The organism is Mycoplasma sp. 4423 (assembly GCF_054353855.1).
The window spans coordinates 1-16,789 of the sequence record NZ_JBTHHJ010000020.1; the positions used below are offsets into that span (position 1 = coordinate 1).

The window sequence follows — 16,789 nt, forward strand, 5'->3', positions numbered from 1 at the left end:
CATATGAATCAAAGAGCGATTCCAGAACCTCCTGTTCTCAAGCGTGAGTAAATTCTTTGAATCGTAAAGAAGGAACAAGAATGTTCTTTGACATTATTTGTTCCCTAGAATTTTAATTAATTCTGAAATACCTTGCATATCTGATTCTTCACCTTTAAGATCAGAAAGAAGTTCAATAAGTTCATTTTCTTTTTGAGCAATTTGGTTATTAATATCACTTAAAGTATCAAAATATTTATCTGAAAGTGTTTCTAGTTTAGAAATTAAGTTATTGATAATTACATTATGTTTTTCAAAAATGATGTCTTCAAAATTATTATTTCATTGTATTTTAATAAGTTCTAAAAATTGTTCTTCACTAATATTTTGTAGGAAGTTAGCAACTGCAGAGAAAAGTTGATGTTGTAGTTCTTTAAGTTCTTTATTTATTGAAACTTTTTGGTTATTTAAAGCATCTGCTTTAAATAATTTATATTCAAATGATTCTTCATCTTGATTTTTATCTGCTTTTTTAAGATATTTAGAAATTTCTGGGAATTTAAAATCACCAGATTTACTAAATAATGATTCATTTTTATCTTCTTCATCAATAGTTTCTAAAATTGAAGAAATTTGTGAATTTAAATTAGAAATTTTTTCATTTATATCTTTTATTTTGGTATTTAAGTAAGCAAAATAATTTTCACTAATAACATCGATATTAATCAAATGACTTTCTAATTTTGAAATCTTTTCATTCTTAGTTGTTTCAATCTCAGTAGTTTCTTCAATTAAGACTTTAAAATCAGCATCAACATATTCATTGATTATATCAATAGTAGGTTTGATATTTTTATGTACATAATCTAGTAAGATTTGGAATAATTCATATTTGTCTAATAATGGAATATCATTAAGTTTTTCAAATACAAAATTTGAAATAGCATTATCTAAATCAATATCTTTGATTTTTTTGATGTTATCTACTGATGTAGCAAATGAATTTGTAAGATCTTTAAAATCAGCAACAATTTGCTTAAAGTGTGTTTGGTAATTTTTAACATCTAAATTATCTTTGGTGGCTTCAGAAATCTTTTCCTTAGGTATTAAGTTATAATATGCATCATTTACTTTGGTAGTTAATTGATTAAAGAGAGAATCAAAAGTATTTCAATAATCATTTAGTTGTTTTAATTCTGTTAATGGAATTCCACCAAACATTGAAGCATATAAATCGTAGGTATCTTCTTTTTCAAAGTTATCTATATATCTTGATATATTTAAATTAAAGTCATTATCCTTAATTTCTTGTAAAGAAACAACCTTTGAAAAGTTAGCAATATCTGTTCTGGCTTTATATGCATCGGTAATCTTTTTAATATGTGAGCTTTCAAGTTTGTTATTTTTACCATCTTTAATAAATAATTTGGACGCATCGATGAATTGGATGTTTGAATCTGATTTGTTTTTCTTTAAAATCATTATGATGGTAGCAATACCGGTTCCAAAAAAGATGTTAGCAGGTAACCCTATAATAGTTTCAATTTTTTGATTTTCAATCAGTTTTCTGCGGATTTCTTTTTCACTACCCCCTCTAAATAATACTCCATGAGGTAATACTATAGCCATAACCCCATTGGTAGCAAGGTGATAAAGTTCGTGTAATAAGAAAGCATAATCTGCTTTGGATTTAGGTGCTAAACCGTATTCGTTATAACGAGGATCGTTTTCTTTTCCTTCTGGGCGCCAGTGTTGTGAGTAAGGTGGATTTGATACAACTGCATCTACAGAAATAATATTCCCACCATTTTCAATAGTAGGTCAATCTTCTTCGAGTGTATCACCGTTACGAACATTAATATCAGCTGAATTAATGTTCTTCATTATTAAATTCATCCGAGTTAGGTTAAAAGTCGCTTTGGTAATTTCTTGAGCATAATATGTTACAGAATTTTCATCTTTACCATACTTTTTAAATGCTTCTCCGATGTTTAAAAGCAGCGAACCAGAACCAGATGTAGGATCATATATACTAATTCTGTCGCGATCTTTAAAGTTATATGAAATTATATCTGACATTAAAATTGAAACTTCATGTGGTGTATAAAATTCCCCCCCCCTTCTTTCCGGCAGTTGAAGCAAATTTACCGATTAAAAACTCATATACATAACCTAAAACATCATAGTTTTGTTTTGTTACCGGGATTTCATTCATTTGTTCCATTAACTTTTTAGCATTTTTGGTTTGTTCTTGTTTGTTACTTCCAAGATTATTTAAATCCTCAGGTGTTGTAATGATAATATCTCTAAATAGATTTTGATATTTATAATCTTGATAAATATTTTTGTTAAATCTATTGAAAGCATCTTCCATATTATTGATGCTAAAGTCGATTTGTTGACCATATTTATTTGTGGTTCATACTTGATATAAGTCGTTATAAAAAATAAAGTAACCTAAATATCTTTTAATTTCATCAATTTGTGTTTCGATTTCATCAGTTTCCTTTTTAGGTAATCCTAATAAGTTATAATTTGACTGTAATTTTGAGATTTCTTCAATTGATAAACCCAAATCATTTAACATATAATCAATTTGTTTTTGTGAAAGGAAACTGTAAAATAAAAATGATAAGATAAAGTCCTTGTATTTATATGCTTCAAGGTTTTTTCTTAATTCATTTGCTGCATTTCATATTTTATTTGCTAGTTCTTGTTTGCTTAAAGTTTTAAAATATTTATTTGACATTTTGCTCCTTAATTTCTGATATTAATATAATTATATAGAATAATGACTAAAGACCTTATTATTTCTTGGTTTTTATTTATCGTTATTAAGTTTCTAAAGAAAGCATATGACTATAATTAAATTGTGAAGTTCAACCCTTAGTTTTTTGTGTCATTTGATTTTGAATTAAAATGCTGTGAAACATTTTAGATTTTGTTTAAAAATAAACCTGTTCAATGCACAGAACAGGTTTACATTTTAGCGAGCATTTTCATTATTCTATCCACTTCTTCTCATTGTCCTATGTCTTTAAGTCATTGATCTGTTGGATAATCTCTTAAGTATTTTGCTCTTTTTTTAATATCTTCTATAGTAAGTTTACCTTTATTGATAATCATAAATCTCTCCATTTAAAATTTATATATATTTTACATTAATTTACATTAATTTGAGAGCGTAGAATTTAAGGTATATAAAAGCTAGTCCGTTACGGGCTAGCATTTTTAATTTTGTTGAAAGGAGTTGGTTTATGTCTAAGTTAGCAGAAATAAAATTACAAGAACAAGAACAAGAATCGATATCTTTAAAACAAAAAAACTATATTGAAAAATGTATCAAGATCGCAAGAAGTCGTTACGGTAAATTTGATAAATATAAAAAGTTAAATTGGTTAATGATCGCAAACTACATTTTAGAAAATAGATTTTCTTTAACTGGGTCTAAAAGTAATTTCAAAAAATTAAATGGGATGCTTGGAGTAGTTTATGTTTTGATGCGAATCCGTTTGAAAGATAATTTAAACAAGTTTTATTCTAAGGTGCAGTGAACAAGTTGATTAATGACTTTTGGTTTTAAACGATCAACAAGTTTTGAACTTTTAGCAAAATTAGCAAAATTAGGTTTAGCTAATTTAGATCATCCATACTTAACAATTTTTGGTGAGTATGCGATGCTATGAGTTATCAAAGGGATCAAAGGATCTAAGAAAACAAAAAACTATATATTAAGAACAAAAGAATTAATCGAGTTTTTATGTTTTGGTTATAAACAACTTCAAACAAGTTTATTTATTAACTTAACATTACGCAAATTTAAAACTTTAAGCAAACTTAAAGTTAAAGTTAAAGATAAAGTTAAAAAATTACAAGTTTTCAATAATCAAGTTTTTATAAATTTACAAATTGCTAATTCTAAAACAACAATTAAAAAAATGTTAGAAAAATATACTTTGATGCATTATAATCAAAGTTATAAAAATTTCTTTGTTACTTTAAGAATAAAGATCGATAGTGTTTTTACTTCTTATCGAGTAATTAGAAATTCTTTATATTAAATTTTAAAAACATGCTTTAAGAAAAAAGCCTGCATTGATAAAAGTTATCTAATAATGATATATATTGATTTTTCGTTTATAAAATTTCCATTTTTATTGTTTCTTCGTATCATTATTAACTGTTTAACAAAATAACTAACATATTAATTTTTTTTTGATATACATTCTTCTTTATTTATTTTATGTTGGTTTCCTTTCATATAATTAATGTTTTTTCATATAAACTTTGTTTATTTATAGTTGTTTTGTTAAAAATGTAGGTTTTTTTCTTAAAGTTGATATAAAGGATTTTTAGTATTTATAAGAAAACTTTAAGAGCAATTTATATAAAGTTGCTATTTTCTTGTATAAGTTGTTATTAAAAATAGCAATAAATTAAGAAAACTAAACGGTTTTCTTAAAAAAAATACCTGTAGTCCGAAATTGTGGCATTAAAATGATGCTTAAGAAAGAGGTGAGAGGAAGAAAGGGATTATGGGGATGATGATAGGATGGGGTTATATATGATGTATATATGAAATATATACTAAGATATGTTTTATATGTATATATAAAATTAAGGGTTGTGGGGTGTTTTAACGATTTATTTGGTGTTTAATATAAAAAGGTATTAATTTCTAAACTAAATAGTGTTTATGAACTTAATAAACGGGATTTTAATATGCTAGGTTATATGTTCGTACTAATCTATAACTAGATATTGTTTTGCTCAAGATTAACTAAGTAGGTAATACTTTATATTGTTTTCAAAACTAACTAAGAATCAAACTTATACCTTACTTTAATCCCTTAACTAAAATATGTATGTATATAAAAAAATAAAAAAACTAAAAGTCACCATACAAAATACGGCGATATGCCGTACAGCCTTGAGCAACCATTTTATAAATAAAGCTTTGCTTTAGGGGATTAATATGTAAACAAGGCTCTTTTTGATAAAAAAAGTAACTAAAAAGAACTTAAATTTCTAAACTAAATAGTGTTTATGAACTAAGGGGTTTTGTGCAAGAATTATTTATTGATTTTAATTTTATTGCTAAAGATCGTTATTATAAAACGGATTTAGGTAATAAACATGATTTAAATAGTTGGGTGCGATCTGGTGCGTGGGTTGATTATTATACAAAGGATCAAAAAGTAGTAGATTTTGAAAACTCAAAGTTTAATGGTTTATTTGGTGAAAGTTATGTGGACAGTTTGTTAGATTTTTATAAAGAAAATATTAAGAAAAATAAAGGCTCAAGTAATTCTGGGATGCATGCTGTAATTGGTGGTGATTATTATGAAAATATTAATACTCAAGAACTTAAAGCAAAAATGCAAAAGTTTAATGGTGTAATGTATGAAATGGTAATTTCAAGTAATGATGCGATGTTGTCTGCTGGGATGGTAGGTAATGAAAAATGAAAAAATTTAGTTTCTAAGAATTTAATGAAGTGACTGCAAAGTTCTGGTTTGGGTTTTGAAAAAGAAAATTTAGAAATATATTATGCAATTCATGGTAATACTAATCATCCTCATATTCATTTATCGTTTTTTGAAAGAAAAACAAAACGAAATTTAGATCGTAAGTATTACGGGATTACTAAAAATATTGCTGGTAAAAAGTTTAATGAACTTAAAAAGTCGATATTAGAATCGTTTACTGATTCGTTAACTAGTGAACTCGATATGATTAATAAAGAACTAAAAAATGTGCGTGCTATGAAAGTTATGTTCAAAAAAGATTTATTAAATATTAATAAACAAGAATATAACGATGCTGTATTTAATTTACAAAAAGAATGTAAAACAACAAAAAATATATGATATAGCAAACTTTCAAAAGAAAGTAAAGCATTTGTTGATGAAGTGCGAAATGATTTATATAAAAATTCTAGTAATTTTAAAAAAGTTATCGATGATTTTAATGATTCATTAACGGATGCTAGAAAAGAATTGAAAAATATTAATGATAAGTTTTTATATGAAGACTTTGATTTAAAGTTAAATAAAGAAGCAAAAGAATTTGATCAAAAAATTAATAATGCGATTGTAAAAGAATTAATTACATTTAAAGTTGATAATAAAGTGGCTGCTAAATATGGTTCTAAAAATACTAAAAGAATTTATGGTGGTGGTTATCAAAAGTTGTTTAACAAAGTAGATAAAGATATATGAAATTTGGATGCAATGCATCGAAAATTAATTTCATTAGCATATCGCATCGCAAAAGCAAAGGATCTCGAAGAATATGAAAATATAATAAGAAGGATGTAAATGTTAGAAAATGTTAATACAAAAAAAGTTATTAAAATTTTTAAGTTTTTGTTTATTGTTTTAGTATCGATTATTTTGTTTTTGTTAATGTTAGCGATTATGTATATCTTTATTAATCGTAATCATTTATCTTTACAACTTATTAATCAAATATTTTCAAAAAGATTGTTTGTTGATAATTATAATTTAACGAACATTAACGAAAAATTAATCTTTTTTGGGGTATATTTTGTAATTATAATCGCATTAAGTGTGTGACTTTTTTACAAGGATCTTAAAAAGGTTAAAAAACGTTTTGATAAAAACGCTAATAAGTGGTTATATAATCAAGTTAGTGGTGAAAAGGATGTAAAGGTATTTAATAAAAATGTAAATTCTGGTTTTAATAAAGGGACTGCCTGGGTTTTAAATGTATTAGTAAATAAATTTAGTAAAAAACAACATTGATTATCGGTATCACATGAAAATTTTGATCGAAATAGTGTGGTGATTGGTGGTACTGGTAGTGGTAAAACACAACGGGTGCTATTACCAAACATTCTTTATAATATTAATTTACCTGTAAACAATAGGCCTAATATGGTAATTATTGATCCGAAAAAAGAAATTTTGTCTTTTACTGGTAAAAGGTTCGAAGAACAAGGTTATAAAATTTATGTAATTGATTTTGCATCCCCTGTTAATTCGTTAAATTGGAATCCGTTACATTCGGTATATAAAATTGTTGAACAAGCAAGAAATGAACAAAATAGGGATTTATTAATTGATGCATTTGCTAAATATGCGGAGGCGATAGAATATATCCCTTGAGATTCTGGTAAAGAAGCATTTTGATCAGAAGGTGGTAAACAAATATTAACGTTTTTAGGTAAATTTATGTTATTAGCAAAATATGATTTTGATTTAGTTGCTCAAGAAGACTTTAATTTTGCTAATTTACAACGTAATGCATCGATGGGTTTGTTTGCAAAAGGACTTGAGGCTGGTAAAGCAGCAAAAGAAAATCAAGTTACAATGTTACAAACAATGGAGCAACTTAAAGGGTTTTCTAATGATTGACTCGAGTTATATAAAGATTATATGAGGTTAGCAGGTATTAATGAAACAACTTTATCTTCAGTATTAGCAAATGCTACTATCCCTTTGGGATGTTTTACCAAAGATAAAAATATCGAAAGGTTAATTTCTTATACAAGTTCTTTTGATTTAGAAAATATTTTAAGTTCGGATGAAAAGTTTGTAATCTTTATTCATTATAAGGATGAAAATACTATATATCATCCTTTGGTTTCAATGTTAATTGATGATATATATCAAAATGCTATTGGGGTAGCAAAAAAGAATTTAGTAACTACTGGTCGCGAAAAATTAAAGAATCGTTTGTTATTCTTTTTAGAAGAGTTTGGTAATTTACCGTTAATTCCTCATTTTGATAATAAGATAGCGATTAATCGTTCGAGAAATATTTTATTTTCATTAGTATTACAAGATAAGAATCAACTTAAAAAATATAATACTCCATCTAATTCGCAAGTGGATGCTACTATTTTGTCGAACTTACAATTTATGTGGTTTTTAAATACTTCTGATGAAAATACTAAAAAAATGATTGTTTCAAAATTAGGAACAAAAGAAAATGAAAAATATTCATATTCTACTAATGCAGCAGGCGGTAACAGTTCGAGTTTATCATATGTAGATAAACCATTAATGAACGAGGCAGAACTTGCTAAAAAACCTAGTGATCATATGTTGGTATTTATCGAAGGACTTGCTCCGTTATATTTAAAAACGCAGTTAGTATATAAAAATTTTTCAAAAGATAATTATATTTATAATCAAAATGAAATTAAGTTGCCTGAAAAGATTTTAGATATATCTAGTGATTATTTTGAAAAAATATTAAAAGCAAAATTAGCAGAAGAAAGTAAAAGAAAGGAAATTACCCCCGAAATGACCGAAAATATGTTTGGTGATACTGGAGTTAACTTATTAGGAATAGAACCAGTAAGTGAAAATGTTTTAAAAGAAATATCCGATGCAACAAAGAAAGATATTGAAAGTATTGAAGAAGTAAAAGAAGAAGAGATAGAAGATATACAAGAAGATATAAAAATTGAAATTAAAAACTTACAAAATGAAGAAGTAAAAAAACAAAATACAGAAAATTTAGAAATAATAGCAAGTATAGAACAAGAAATTAAAAATAAAAAAGAAAATGTTAATAAAGAACATTTAATGTTAAAAAAATTAATTCAAAAAAGATTATTTAAAACTGTAAAAGAAATAGTTAATGAAATTTATCAAGAATTAAGTATACATAACGAAATACTTGATAATGCTATTCAAGCAAAAGATGATAAAGATGAAAAAGCAATTATGAAATTTCAAAAAGAATATATCGAATTGCTAAAAAAAATTAATGAGGTAAAAAATGTTAGATAAAAATATTAAACTTTTTAAGTTATACAAAATGAACGCAAAATTAAATATTTCATTAGATAATTTTAATAAACAACAAACTAAGTATTTGCTCCCAATTCTTTATATAGGGGATGATATTATTTTTGGTGAAGTGCGAGCACAAGATAAAACAAAAATTTTTGAAACAACTAATTTATATAATGATAAGAATAAAAAAAGTAATTTAGCATTATATTATAAAGATTTTTATCGGATGGATTCTAAAATCTTAAAAGAACATATCGATGAAGATGAGCAAACTATTTCGTTAGGATATGTTAGCGAAAAAAAAGAGTTAGAAATTTTGGAAAAACTTAAATATTGTTTTTCAAAAGAAGATACTGATACTAAATTAACATATATTTATCCGAAAAAAATTGAAGAAGAAAATTTAGAAGAATCAAAAGCAAAAGAAATAAAAATAAGCGAAAGAGAAGAATATTTAAAACAATTAAAGATAAAAGAACCGATTTTATATGATTCTATTAATCAAAAAGAAATCAAACTAGATGATTATAAAGGTACTAATGATAAAAATGCTGTAAAAGTAAGTTTATATTATATGTTGTCTAATGTTTTGAAAGATATGAAATGAACATATGAAAAAGGGATTAATAATCTTACATTAAATGAATTTAAATATGAGGCAGATGCAAAACTTGAAAGATTAAATAATTTAGATTGAGATGCATTAGCAGATTATTATACAAACCCTGATGTTTTAAATGGTATTATAAAAGTTAATAATTGTAAAGATGTATTTTTACAAGGGAAAATTTTGAAAGATATTGTTAAAGGGGATATTAAAGAAAAAGGGGCGAAAAGTGTTTATTTTAATATTTATAATGATTTAAAAAACATAAAAGACGAAGAAAAATATATATATTTAAATTGAGATCAAGATAATTATGGTAAATATTATGTAAGTAAAATTGAAGAGGTAACTAACGAATTTGCTGCGCAAGAACTAATAAATGGTGCCTTATTAGATGAAAGTAGAATAAATGATTTTCATTTTATAGTTGAAAGCGAAGAATTTAATAGAGATTATTTAAATAAACAAGAACAAAAAGATAATCAAAAATTAGAAAAAGGGATGGTAATGTAATGAAAATTAAATGTAGTGAATTAAATTGAACACATATAGATCAATTAATGCAAAGCGATGAAATAAGTCAACAAGATAAAAATATTATTAATATATACAAAAAAACATTTGAAGAATCGTTTAAGGATAATTTAGCAAATAATTATTTAGAGCAAGATGTGGATGATATTTTTAACTATATAATACATGAAAGAATAAAAGAAAAAAAAGTACCTTTTCTATTTATAAAAAAAGATTATATAGATAGTTTAAATAAAAAGATAATTGAAGCACAAGAATTAAATGAAGCAATAAATCCGAAAGATATAGAAAAAGCTATTGCTATACAAAAAGAATATAAAAAAAATGATAATGAATATGTTTTGATAAAAAAAGAGGGATTAGAATTTTTTGATTGAACAGAATTAAAATCAAAATTTTATTTTATTAATAGCGAAAACTTTTTTGAAAATACATTTAAGGATGAATATAATATTCCTTTTTCTTTGGTGATAGATAATTTTAAAGAAACCATAAAAGAAAATATTTTTAATGAAAGAAAAAATAAATTAAATACAGATTATAAAAAAATAATAGAAAAAGATAAAACGAAAGAAAATTATGAACATTTATTAATCGATCCTACTATTTATATTAAGTTATTTAAAAATCAAGAATTAATTAATTGGAAATTAACAAAATTAGAAGATGTTATTATAGAAGATATTAGACTAGAACAAAAAAAAATAAAAAAAGATATTAGAAAAAAAGATATTTTTAATACCTTTTTTGATAGTATTACACCATTATATAATAAGTGAAAAATGTTTAATGATGATATACAAATATATGGTGAAGATTTAATGGTTGAAAAAATAGAAAACAGTGAAATATTTCGTAGATATAAAAATCGTAAAATACAAGATTCTTATATCTATAAAAAAAATGATTATTTTAAAATGGTAGAAAAAGATATTAAAGATAATGGAATATTTTCAAAATATTTATTAGTATGAAATGATATGGCGTCTGTAAAAAAAAGTATATTAGATAATCCTAAAATTGATTATGTAATGCCTTTAATAGTTGAGAAAAACGAAGAAGACAAAAAGATAGATAACTTTGAAAGTTTCTATTCATATGAACGTAAAGATAATGAACATTTTGAGTTTCACAAAATTAGCGATAAAGAATTAACAGATACAGTTTGAGAAAATAATATAAATACTTCAAATTTTTTAACTTATTATTATGATGAAAAAAACGAAGAACAAAAAGAAAAAATAAAAGAAGAAGTTAATAAAATGGAACTTAGTTAATGTTAATTAAAGAAGTTTTAAAAAATGTTTTAGCAAATTTACAAATTAATCTTAAAAATACTAAAAATGTTTATAAGGAAATATATTATAAAAAACTTGATATTGTAAATTTATTAATTAAAAATGTTGATTATTATATTTTAGAAAAGAAAATTAATGATCGCGTTTTAAATATATGAATTACCGAGCGAAGCGATAAAGAAGATATTATAAGAATTTATAGCAATATATTAAATGGTTTAATGAATAGTTGAATTAAGAATGATTATAATAACGAAGATATTTTAAAGATATGTGGTTACCAAAAATATAAACAAGAAAGGTTATTTTAATGGATCAACAAGTTAATATTTATGTGTATAGTTCTTTAATAAATATGTTAACTACAACAAAATATGCTGTACCGTTACTTACTTTTAAACGGATGCAGCAATATAGTGATCAAATCGATAAGTTTGCTAATGATGTAAATAAAATATTACAAGCAAAAATAAAGTTGTTTTATGAAGATGTAGCAAATTTAGAAAGTTTTAAGAATTTTTGCGAAGCGCTAAATTTAAAGAATAATGATCGTAATTATTTTTATGTAGATCGATCAAGAATTAAAGTTGATGCAATAGTAGATTGATATATTACAACTTATATAGAATGAAGCGAATTTTTAGAACTTTGTGATAACAAATTAAAAGTTATTAATGAAGAATTAGAATTAAAAAAACAAACAAAATTAGCAAAACAAGATAAAAAAACAAACAAAAACATTAAATAGGAGTAAATATGAAATTTCGTTCAAATAAAGAATTAAAAGAAATTTTAGAAAAAATACAAGAAAATATAAATAATAAAAATAAAGAACTTAAAGTAGAATGTGTACAAAAGGAGTTAATATAATGGATGTAATTACATTTAAAGAAAAATACCGTATATGAGATAATGCAGAATTTCAATTAAAGGTAAAAACAGAATTTAATAATCCAATTTATGATTTTTGAAATCATCCGTGAGCAAAATATGCACAACTTTATAGAAAGTATATGGATAAAAAACAATTAAAGGATTATGTAATGATCCAAAATCATAATTTATATTTATTAACAAATGAAGAGTTTACAAAATTATATGAAGCAAATAAAGGGGAAAAGTAAAATGAGATTATCAAATATTGGGGTAAATAACTATATTGTTACTTTAAAAGGAGCAGTAGTTAAACAAAAATATAGTGAGTTTAATGCTAAAAATAAAGATTATCAAAAAAGCGAGTTTGTGTTTGCGTTTAAAGATAATAAAAGCAAAGAAATTAAATATATTAATTGTGTTGCATGAGATAAACAAGCGCAATATTTTGATCAAGCAGTAACCAAAGGTACACAGGTATTTATTAGTGGTTATTTAAAAGAAAGAAAATGAACAGATAAAGACGGTAAAGAACATATTGATAATTATGTACAGTTAGCAAGTTATGATGTATTAAAAGATTCTAAAATACAAAAATTATTTAAAGAAAGAAATAAACAAGAAATAGCAAAAATGGATCATGAAAAATTAGCAAAAATTGATCGTAATTTAGATTTTAAAGAATGAAGAAAAGATAAAGAATTTAGTGATTCTAAAAGTGTGATAAAAGCATATAACGATGCATGTGAATTCCAAAAACTTTCTTATTATGCTGCGCAAAAAGAATTAGATAAGCGAGCAGATGGTTTTACAAAAAAGCAAGTAGATATTAATGTAAAAGGTGTTTAATGGATCTAGTAATCATCGAAGGTTATGGTAAGTTAAAAACGATATCTTCATATTTAGGTAAAGATTATAAGGTAATCGCAACTGGTGGACATATTAGGGATCTAATAAGTGAAAAAAATAATGTTTATGGGGTGGATTTTAATACTTTTGAACTAACTTGAAGAATAATTGATTCTGATAAAGCAAAAGTTATTAAAGATATTAATAAGTATGCATCTGATGCAAATATCATTTATATTGCTACCGATCCCGATCGAGAGGGTGAAGCGATAGCATATCATATTAAAGAAGTATTAAAACAAGAATATAAAAATAAAACAGTAAGAATCAAGTTTAATGAAATTTCTAAAAGTGCGATTTTTAACGCGATTAAAAGAAAAGGGGATATCGATCTAAATTTAGTAAATGCGCAGTTTACTAGGCGCATTTATGATCGATATTTTGGTTTTAGTGCTAGCGATATTGTGCAACGAGCATTAAGGCAAAAAAGTGCTGGCCGTGTACAGTCGGTAGCATTAGTTATTTTAGAAAAAAGGATGCAAGAAATAGAAAATTACATCCCTAAATATTCTTATAGCATTGAAAATAAGATTAAAAATTTAAAAATTAAGTTAGTAAACGAAAATAATGAAGTAATAATTTTTGAAAGTAAAAATGATGCGCAAAATGTTTTAGATAAATTATCAAGTAATTTTATTTTAAATGAAGTGATTATTGAAGAACAAAATATTAAAAAGCCACAAAGACCATTTACAACTTCACAGTTACAAAAAGTCGCTGGATCTAAATTTAAATATGGTGCTGAAAGTATTGAAAATGTGTTACAGCATTTATATCAAGGGATTGAAATTAATGGCGAACATTTAGCATTAATTAGTTATCCAAGAACTGATAGCAGTAGAATTAGCGAAGAGTTTAATAGCAAAGCAAGTAATTATGTGCATAAAAATTTTGCTCGAGAATATTGAAATGATAGTTATTGATTTAACGAACTTAAACAAAAAGAAAGTGTGCAAGATGGTCATGAAGCGTTACGTGTAATCGATTTTGAGTATACCCCTGAAAAAATGAAGTTATATTTAAATGAGATGCAGTATAACATTTATAATCTTATTTATTATAAAACTCTAGAGTGTTATTTAGCATTTTCAATATATAAAAAAACTACCTTTAAATTTAATAATAATGATTATGTTTTTGTAGGTGTTGATAAAGTGCGAACTTTTGCTGGATATGAAATACTTAATTTAAAGTTAGATGCAGAAGAATTAGAAGAAAGTAGTGAACTAAAACAAAATGAAAGTTATGTTATTGATAAAGATATAAACTGGATTAAAGAACATGTAAATAAAAAGCCGACTTTGTTTTCGCAAGCAGAATTAATTGATTATTTAGAAAAGAAAGGGATTGGTAGACCATCAACATATGCTAGTATGGCTAAAGTTAATATTAAACGAGGTTATGCTAAAGAAAATAGTAGAAAACAAATATATTTATTAGAAAATGGCCGTTTAACAGCAAGGTTTGAAATAGATAAATTTAAAGATACCATTTCCGAATCCTTTACTGGTGATATGGAACATAATTTAGATTTAATATCAAGGGGGTTAAAGGATTGAAAAGAATATTTATTGTTCTTAAAGCAAAAAGTGGATAACGAAATTAATTTAATCAAGATCCCTAAAAAAGAAGTTAAATATTTGGAGCGAGTGTGCCCAAAGTGTGGTTTGTTGTTAGTCGATAAAGAAAAGTCGATTACATGTAAAAATTATTTTTGAGATTTTAATTTAAGAAAAAATATTGGTAAGTGTGATTATGTAGAATGAAAAACAACAAAGTAATTACTTTGTTGTAAATAAATTAGAATCTAAACAACTGATAAAAGAAAAGTTAGTAACAATTTTTAATCTTGTGGTTTTGTTCTTTGAAAATTAGATGTATTAGCATAAATAATTCAAAGAAAAGGTTTTAAATTATATTTATACTTTTTAGATCATTATAAAAATTCTTAAATTTAAATTCTTTTTTATTTTGATTAATAAAACATATATTTAGATTGTTGCTATTAATGTTTACAGAATCATAATTAGTAGCATTATATATAAAAATATCGATATTTGATAATTGATAATGTAAAAAGTATTGTAAATTATATTTTTTAGTGTATGGTAATTTTTCAAAGGTAATATTTCTTTCTTTAAAGTAATTATCAAATTTTGATTCGATATCGTTATAAGAAAGTTTATAAATAAGATCCTCCTTTCTGCTAAAATAGCAAAATAATTATATAGAAAGGTAAAAATGAAATATTTATATTTTTTTCATATGGATTCAAATAGAATCTATTTAATAAAAAATTTTCGCGGTAAATATATAAGTAAATTATGTAATTTTTGTGTTGCTACAAAAAGAATAATTGTAAGAGCATATAATTTTGAAAAGTTTGTTTATAAAATAAAAGGTAAATATTATTTAGACGGACATTTAATTTTTAAATCGTTTAAAATTTTAAATTTAGCGCAAGTAAAAGAAAAATTTTTAGAATATTGGGTAGAAATTAAACAAATACAAAAAGCGATATTAGATATAAATGATATAAAAATGTTTGAAAAAGAATGTTGAAATAACATTAATGAAATTTGTTACATAAATAAATTAAATAAAAAAAGATATGTATTAAATGATTATAAAAATATTTTTAAAGGAAATGATGTATAACTTAAAAAGTAATTATTTAGTGCTGCAGGTATTTGAAAATGAGACTCGCAAGATTATAGGTTTTTTTAAAACATATAAAAAAGCAAAAGAATATTTAAATTTTACTGAATATAATATTGAAATTTTACAAGTTACAACGGTAGCAAAAAATTATGGTAAAAAATATGGGTATAAAGAATCGCAAAAAGATGAACGAAGCAAAAGACCGTTTTAAGTTAAAATGGTATTTAGAAAAGAAATTTTTAATTGTAATTACTGTTATTTTAGTATTAATTAGTTGATTTTTTAGTATTTATTTATATGGTGTAAATTATTTAGATGATCAATGAAGCGAAAAAACAAAAAACATTGTTAAAATAATTTTTTCTTTATTGATCTTTTTTAATATTGTTATAGTTGTAATTTGGTGAAGAATTAGGATAAAAGTTATAAAAAAAATATTGAAAAAGTAAAAAAAAGTATATAATTTATGAAATAAATTATAGGAGATTATTTAATTATGAAATTTAACAAAAAATTTTTATTTTTAATGGGATCAGTTTTAAGTCCTGTTGTTGCGATATCTTGTGGTTTTGTAAATACTGTGCAAATGTCACCCGGAGAAAAAGAAAAAGTGCCTGGGGGTGGTGTTAAAAAAGAATTAACGCCACAACAAATAAAAGAAAATGAAGTTAATAATTTTCTTAATCAATATAAGGTAAAAGATTTATATTATAAAGGTGAAGTAAATAATAACAATCCGTTCTTAAAAGATTGGGATTATTGGTTTGCTAAGCCTTCTTATGTTCTAAAAAGTTATGATATATCTGATGTGCAAAATTGAAAAGCACATATTAGTCATCCATATATGAACTTAAATGATTATAATGCGATTTTAAAAGCATATGATGCTAAAATACAAAGTGATAGTTTGTATCAAAACAAAAAAGCAAGGTTTGAAAAATGGGCTAAAGAAGAATTTAATTTTCATCCTGCTGATGCGAACTTAAAAGGGACTGCATTAAATATCGATGTAAGTGAAAAAAATTATAATGGGGATTTATATCAACTAATTAACGATGTGGTAAATGATAAAATAAATATCGATGAACAAACAAAAGAAAAATTTTATAATGAAGTTTTAGCATATTTAAATTCTGCTAGTGATAAAAATACTTATA

16 protein-coding genes are annotated in these 16,789 nt (G+C 24.2%); 13 read left to right on the top strand and 3 right to left on the bottom strand.

Translation table 4 applies throughout. The features are described 5' to 3' along the window. Positions 1-93 precede the first annotated feature (93 nt). The 3 genes from ACXYRN_RS03850 to ACXYRN_RS03860 form a co-directional block, all read right to left on the bottom strand. Positions 94-2,121, bottom strand: a complete 2,028-nt coding sequence (locus ACXYRN_RS03850) for a type I restriction-modification system subunit M (RefSeq protein WP_458607728.1) — start codon at positions 2,119-2,121, stop codon at positions 94-96. Further along, a complete protein-coding gene (locus tag ACXYRN_RS03855) occupies positions 2,036-2,728 on the bottom strand; it encodes a type I restriction-modification system subunit M N-terminal domain-containing protein (RefSeq protein WP_458607729.1) in 693 nt (230 codons plus the stop codon). Before ACXYRN_RS03855 ends, ACXYRN_RS03850 begins: the two co-directional genes overlap by 86 nt. A gap of 230 nt (positions 2,729-2,958) precedes the next feature. Next, positions 2,959-3,117: a hypothetical protein gene (locus tag ACXYRN_RS03860; RefSeq protein ID WP_435130333.1), complete on the bottom strand. Its 159-nt coding sequence runs from the start codon at positions 3,115-3,117 to the stop codon at positions 2,959-2,961. A 119-nt stretch (positions 3,118-3,236) separates the two neighbouring features. Between ACXYRN_RS03860 and ACXYRN_RS03865 the strand changes: the two genes are divergently transcribed. From ACXYRN_RS03865 to ACXYRN_RS03925, 13 genes are all read left to right on the top strand, one after another. Continuing rightward, positions 3,237-4,040, top strand: coding sequence for a hypothetical protein (locus ACXYRN_RS03865; RefSeq protein ID WP_458607730.1), 804 nt, complete (start codon positions 3,237-3,239; stop codon positions 4,038-4,040). A 1,002-nt stretch (positions 4,041-5,042) separates the two neighbouring features. After that, positions 5,043-6,299 (top strand): hypothetical protein, encoded by a 1,257-nt coding sequence (locus tag ACXYRN_RS03870; protein WP_458607731.1) that lies wholly within the window; start codon positions 5,043-5,045, stop codon positions 6,297-6,299. Next, positions 6,300-8,744 (top strand): type IV secretory system conjugative DNA transfer family protein, encoded by a 2,445-nt coding sequence (locus ACXYRN_RS03875; RefSeq protein ID WP_458607732.1) that lies wholly within the window; start codon positions 6,300-6,302, stop codon positions 8,742-8,744. It abuts the gene before it with no gap. Then, positions 8,734-9,870 (top strand): hypothetical protein, encoded by a 1,137-nt coding sequence (locus tag ACXYRN_RS03880; protein WP_458607733.1) that lies wholly within the window; start codon positions 8,734-8,736, stop codon positions 9,868-9,870. The genes ACXYRN_RS03875 and ACXYRN_RS03880 overlap by 11 nt, the downstream gene beginning before the upstream one ends. Continuing rightward, positions 9,870-11,168 (top strand): hypothetical protein, encoded by a 1,299-nt coding sequence (locus tag ACXYRN_RS03885; protein ID WP_458607734.1) that lies wholly within the window; start codon positions 9,870-9,872, stop codon positions 11,166-11,168. The genes ACXYRN_RS03880 and ACXYRN_RS03885 overlap by 1 nt, the downstream gene beginning before the upstream one ends. Then, positions 11,168-11,500: a hypothetical protein gene (locus ACXYRN_RS03890; protein WP_458607735.1), complete on the top strand. Its 333-nt coding sequence runs from the start codon at positions 11,168-11,170 to the stop codon at positions 11,498-11,500. The genes ACXYRN_RS03885 and ACXYRN_RS03890 overlap by 1 nt, the downstream gene beginning before the upstream one ends. After that, on the top strand, positions 11,500-11,937 hold the full coding sequence (locus ACXYRN_RS03895) for a hypothetical protein (RefSeq protein WP_458607736.1): 438 nt from the start codon (positions 11,500-11,502) through the stop codon (positions 11,935-11,937). Before ACXYRN_RS03890 ends, ACXYRN_RS03895 begins: the two co-directional genes overlap by 1 nt. A 121-nt stretch (positions 11,938-12,058) precedes the next feature. Next, complete coding sequence (locus ACXYRN_RS03900; RefSeq protein ID WP_458607737.1) at positions 12,059-12,313, top strand: hypothetical protein; 255 nt, start codon at positions 12,059-12,061, stop codon at positions 12,311-12,313. Position 12,314: 1 nt separating this feature from the next. After that, complete coding sequence (locus tag ACXYRN_RS03905; RefSeq protein WP_458607738.1) at positions 12,315-12,911, top strand: single-stranded DNA-binding protein; 597 nt, start codon at positions 12,315-12,317, stop codon at positions 12,909-12,911. Further along, positions 12,911-14,752, top strand: coding sequence for a DNA topoisomerase (locus tag ACXYRN_RS03910; RefSeq protein ID WP_458607739.1), 1,842 nt, complete (start codon positions 12,911-12,913; stop codon positions 14,750-14,752). The genes ACXYRN_RS03905 and ACXYRN_RS03910 overlap by 1 nt, the downstream gene beginning before the upstream one ends. A gap of 484 nt (positions 14,753-15,236) precedes the next feature. Then, positions 15,237-15,629, top strand: a complete 393-nt coding sequence (locus tag ACXYRN_RS03915) for a hypothetical protein (RefSeq protein WP_458607741.1) — start codon at positions 15,237-15,239, stop codon at positions 15,627-15,629. Then, the gene (locus tag ACXYRN_RS03920; RefSeq protein WP_458607742.1) at positions 15,622-15,843 is read left to right on the top strand and encodes a hypothetical protein; all 222 of its coding nucleotides are present in this window, start codon (positions 15,622-15,624) and stop codon (positions 15,841-15,843) included. Before ACXYRN_RS03915 ends, ACXYRN_RS03920 begins: the two co-directional genes overlap by 8 nt. Before the next feature lie 285 nt (positions 15,844-16,128). After that, positions 16,129-16,789, top strand: a 661-nt coding sequence (locus ACXYRN_RS03925) for a hypothetical protein (protein ID WP_458607743.1), incomplete at its 3' end; no start/stop codon positions are given.